The organism is Pseudoalteromonas sp. Isolate3 (assembly GCF_022398505.1).
GTDB lineage: Bacteria > Pseudomonadota > Gammaproteobacteria > Enterobacterales > Alteromonadaceae > Pseudoalteromonas > Pseudoalteromonas apostichopi.
Map to the genome: position 1 here is coordinate 1 of NZ_JAKEVN010000178.1, position 4,727 is coordinate 4,727.

At 38.0% G+C, this 4,727-nt stretch carries 4 protein-coding genes; 3 read left to right on the plus strand and 1 reads right to left on the minus strand.

Annotated elements, in window-relative coordinates:
• Positions 1–113 precede the first annotated feature (113 nt).
• The 3 genes from L1D46_RS19665 to L1D46_RS19675 all read left to right on the plus strand — a co-directional run bounded on the left by L1D46_RS19665 (position 114) and on the right by L1D46_RS19675 (position 3,960).
• Entirely contained in the window at positions 114–1,961 is a 1,848-nt protein-coding gene (locus L1D46_RS19665) for an ABC transporter ATP-binding protein (RefSeq protein WP_239978090.1), read from the plus strand.
• A 171-nt stretch (positions 1,962–2,132) separates the two neighbouring features.
• Positions 2,133–2,645, plus strand: a complete 513-nt coding sequence (locus tag L1D46_RS19670; RefSeq protein WP_178926917.1) for an outer membrane beta-barrel protein — start codon at positions 2,133–2,135, stop codon at positions 2,643–2,645.
• Between the two features lie 22 nt (positions 2,646–2,667).
• Positions 2,668–3,960 carry an Ig-like domain-containing protein gene (locus L1D46_RS19675; RefSeq protein ID WP_130051585.1) on the plus strand — a complete coding sequence of 431 codons (1,293 nt, stop codon included), beginning with the start codon at positions 2,668–2,670 and terminating at the stop codon, positions 3,958–3,960.
• 61 nt (positions 3,961–4,021) lie between these two features.
• On the opposite strand, the gene L1D46_RS19680 is transcribed toward L1D46_RS19675, so the two are convergent.
• Positions 4,022–4,438 carry an MAPEG family protein gene (locus tag L1D46_RS19680; protein ID WP_178926916.1) on the minus strand — a complete coding sequence of 139 codons (417 nt, stop codon included), beginning with the start codon at positions 4,436–4,438 and terminating at the stop codon, positions 4,022–4,024.
• Positions 4,439–4,727 lie beyond the last annotated feature (289 nt).

Genomic DNA, 4,727 nt, shown 5'->3' on the forward strand with positions numbered 1-4,727 from the left:
GTAAATAATTGAATAGTGATAGATTTTAATATTAGTTTTTAAATTAAATGAACTGCTAAAAATACACTCAAATGGTATAGTAAGGTTACTTTGATTATTAAAAAGCGTCGTCTATGTATCGTTTATTTGAGCGGATGACCAATCCGTTTCCGAAAGAGCAACCTTCTCAACCACCTAATAGCTTATTCGCCTTTTGTCGTCATTATACGCGAGGCATGGAACTCTCATTGCTATTAATGTCTTTAAGCGCAGCTGCACTCGCGATTCTAGAAGTCTCGCTTTTTAGTTATATGGGGCAATTAGTTGATTGGCTCGGTCAATACACCCCAGATACCTTATTTATTGAGCAGCAGGCTGAGCTTACAAAAATGGCAATTGTGCTGCTGGTAGTATTGCCCATAGTTGTATTTTTTCACTCAGCAGTGTTACATCAAGCGCTACTGGGTAACTACCCTATGTCTATCCGTTGGCTAGCGCACCGTTATTTGCTTCGTCAAAGTGTTAGCTTTTATCAAAACGAGTTTGCCGGTCGTATTGCGACAAAAGTAATGCAAACCTCATTAGCCGTTCGTGAGTCAGTGATGAAACTGCTCGATGTATTAATGTATATCGTAGTCTACTTTGGTGCCATGGTGTTTTTAGTTGCTGAATCTGACTTGCGTTTGATGTTGCCATTATTGGTTTGGCTAGTCCTTTATGCAGCAATTCAAATGTATTTTGTACCCAAGCTTAAGAAAGTAGCCAGCTCACAGGCTGATGCGCGCTCAGAAATGACCGGTCGTGTGGTTGATAGCTACACTAACATTTCAACAATCAAATTGTTCTCGTACACACAGCGAGAAGAACAATACGCAAAAGCCAGCATGGATGTGTTTTTACAGCCGGTATATAAACAGATGCGTTTAGTTACCAGCTTAAACTTTTCTATCAATACTCTTAATTACTTGCTGGTATTTAGCATTGCCGCTTTGTCATTGTATCTGTGGTCTATTAGCGCCATCAGTGTCGGAGCTATTGCCATTGCAGTGAGTTTATCTCTAAGATTAAACGGCATGGCACAGTGGATCATGTGGGAGATCAGTAGCCTGTTTGAAAACATTGGTACTGTTGCTGATGGTATGAAAACGCTATCAACACCGATTGAAGTGGATGATAAAGCAAACGCGAGTACACTTGCCGTTGATAAAGGGTCGATAAGCTTTGAGAACGTGCAATTTAACTATGGTAAAGCTGCTAATGAAACCCATCGGGGCCCAGTTATCAATGGCTTAAACCTTGATATAAAACCAGGCGAAAAAATTGGTTTAGTTGGCCGCTCTGGCGCTGGTAAGTCAACCTTAGTGAACTTATTGCTACGCTTTTATGATGTTGACTCGGGCACTATTCGTATTGACGGTCAAAACATCGCTGACGTAAGCCAAGAAAGTTTACGAAAACACATAGCTATGGTGACACAAGATACTTCTCTGTTACATCGCTCAGTAAAAGACAACATTCTTTATGGTAGACCTGATGCAACGGAAGATGAAATGCTCGCTGCTGCAAAGCAAGCTAAAGCACTTGAGTTCATCGAAGACTTAGAAGATAGCAAAGGCAATAAAGGCTTTGCTGCACAAGTCGGGGAGCGAGGTGTGAAGCTTTCAGGTGGTCAGCGACAGCGCATTGCAATTGCACGCGTGCTACTAAAAGATGCTCCTATTTTAATATTAGATGAAGCAACGAGTGCCCTTGATTCTGAGGTAGAAGCGGCAATTCAAACTAGTTTAGACGATTTAATGACTGGTAAAACGGTTATAGCAATTGCGCATCGCTTATCAACTATCGCACAAATGGATAGACTCATTGTGCTTGATGAAGGTGGCGTGGTTGAACAAGGTTCTCACCAACAATTAATTTCACAAGGTGGCATCTACGCTGCCCTGTGGTCACATCAAACCGGTGGTTTTATTGGTGTTGAGTAATTAAGTTTTTGTTGTATTTAACTAGCTAACTGGTACTTGTATCTTCAAGCTAGTTATTTACAGTTTCAAATATAATTCAACCAGTTGTATGTAAATTAACAATTACGCTGCTTGATTCCACTAATACTAAACGCTAGTATCGACCCTAATATAAATACAAGAAATTAAATTATGAAAAAGTATATTTTGCTTTTACTATTTGCAGCTAGTTTTCAGACTAAGGCAGATACGTACTATCTAGGTGCTGACTATATGCTCAGTGATATTGAAATTAGTAGTGAAAGTGCTAAACCAACTGCTACCTTCTTAAGAGCAGGTGCCAGCAACAATAATATGGCATTTGAGGCACAGTACTTAATATCAAGTGATGACGACAACATTTACAATTTAGAGTTTGAACTTGAAAAAAGCGCCGCACTCTTTTTTGTTATGCAATCTGATGTGGTTAACGGCTTTGGGCTTGATATTTCATTAGGCTATGCAAAAAACGAAATGATCGTTAATTCAGCATCTGAAAAGCTCCCCACAAATTATAATTATGATGGCTTTGCATGGGGAGTGGCAGTTCACCAGCAGATACCTTATATCAAAAATACACAAGTGAGATTAGCCTACCAATCTTTATTCAAAGGAGACGACGTAGAAATCAGTGGTGTAACACTTGGCCTTACTTACCATTTTTAAATAGCTAATCGAAAGGATTTTCATGAACACGCAGTTGAACGTATCAAAACTTTTCAGTATCTCATTAATTGTTAGCGCTATTTTGGGTTGCGGATCTGAAACTGACTCAACTCAGTTAGCAAAAGAAGTTGAACTTGAAAAGTTACGCCAAGAAGGCACTATCATTGAGTCACTTAGTATTGAAAACTACCAAGTTCGTTTAAAAGAAGGTGACACCCATCAATTGAAAGTAACGGGTATAGATTCAAATGGTGAGTCTAGAGACGTAACCAATGAAATAACCTGGCAAACAAGTGACGAGAGTATTGCTAAAATCAATAGTAATGGCTTGTTAACAGCTCTAAAAAATTCGCCATCTAGCCAAGGGTTAATTACTATATCCGCGACGACTATAAATGATATTAGTGATGAAAAACAAATATCTATTGCAGATGTGGCGGCAGAATCAATTAAATTAAAACAAGTCATTCCTGCAACAGACTCTATCAATACATGCACGCCTGCGAGAGTATCGGCCGATATAACCTACGTTGATGGATATACTGCATTAAATAGCTTGAGAGATATAAACCTAAGTGTCGATGAAAATACTACTGCCAAAATCAATCAGCAAGGCTTTGTATATACATCTGCTGCAGCTGTTGAAAGCACTGTAATTACAGCTGCAATTGGCAATGTTACCGATCAATTATCTGTTGTTGCAGATCCTAGCAATTTAAAAGAAATTAATGTTTCGTTTAATTCGGAACAAGACAGTGAGTTAAACATCAGCGTTGGAGATCGAATCCAACTTGCTGCCAAAGCGGTATATCAAAATGGCAATTCAGAGCAAACAGAAGACATTAGCTCAAGTATCAAGTGGTCTGCAATCAACAGTAACTTTATTGGTTTAACACCAAAAAGTATTGACGATAGTGATTCGACAGCTAGTTTTCTTGCCCTTAAGCCCGGGACCACACAACTATTAGCTGAATGTGGTAATAAGCAAAAGATTACAACAGTACAGATTGAAGGTGACGCTGAACTTGATTCTTTAGAAATTAACGATGGCGCTAGCGAGTATTCAATATCTCCTTTAGGCACTATTGAACTCAAATTGTTCGCGAACTATAGCTCAAATCCAACATCTTTAAATGTAACTGAGTTTGCTAATTGGAGTATTAATAACAGTAACCTAGTAACGACTAAAATAGTAAATGCGGGAACAGCTCAAGCCGCCTACAAGGTTACAAGTACCTCAAATACATTGGGAACAGTATTGATCACAGTTCAATATGACACAGAAATTAGCAGTGTTTTAATGAATATCGAATAGTTACTTTTTCAATTTAAACAACATCAGGTGAGGCATTTAATCTCAATACCTCACCGACCTTTTAGAGTAAACGTAAGCCTATTAACCCCAACATCACCATGTTAGCCATTGCAGCAATTAAAAAGAAATAGCTTCGTGGGCTCGGGTTCTTTTCGGTTGCTATCATATAATACAAAAGCATATGGATAATTCTGGCGATCACATACACCCATATACAAAGCGCAAATGCACTACTATTCAAGTTTAGAAAAAAACCCAGAAATACTGTCGCTAAGAACAACGGACTATTTTCTAAAGTATTCATAAATGTTCGATGCGAGCGAAACACAAAGCTATCATGACTCAAAGAATTATCTATCTTACCGGGCACTGCGTTTGGCTGCTTTGCTTTACTGACAGCCGCGATTATCCACTGAATAGTCAGCATAATTAGATAAACATACACAGCAAAATAGGCTGAAAAAGTAAGTACAGGCATTTCTTATATCCTTTTATTCAACAACAAGTAAGCCTATATCTTGCAAAAACCCGACCAAAATAACCTATTGATTTATAGATACAATTTTTATCAACTTCAAATGTATTACACCATTACTTCGTAAACTGTATAAATTTTACAATTTCAACGTGCTCTTATGTTCTGATGATATCTACAAAGATAATCATCTCTTTTACTTTACCCTAACATTGAGTCTCTATACCCTTAAGATCTTTTTCTAAAACGTTAGCTGTTTTTCATCTTATTGTTAAAACACTAAACAAATAAT

What these genes read in the sequence shown, in the direction of transcription:
- L1D46_RS19665 (WP_239978090.1), top strand. Translation starts at nt 114, where the DNA reads ATGTATCGTTTATTTGAGCGGATGACCAATCCGTTTCCGAAAGAGCAA.
- L1D46_RS19670 (WP_178926917.1), top strand. Translation starts at nt 2,133, where the DNA reads ATGAAAAAGTATATTTTGCTTTTACTATTTGCAGCTAGTTTTCAGACT.
- L1D46_RS19675 (WP_130051585.1), top strand. Translation starts at nt 2,668, where the DNA reads ATGAACACGCAGTTGAACGTATCAAAACTTTTCAGTATCTCATTAATT.
- L1D46_RS19680 (WP_178926916.1), bottom strand. Translation starts at nt 4,438, where the DNA reads ATGCCTGTACTTACTTTTTCAGCCTATTTTGCTGTGTATGTTTATCTA.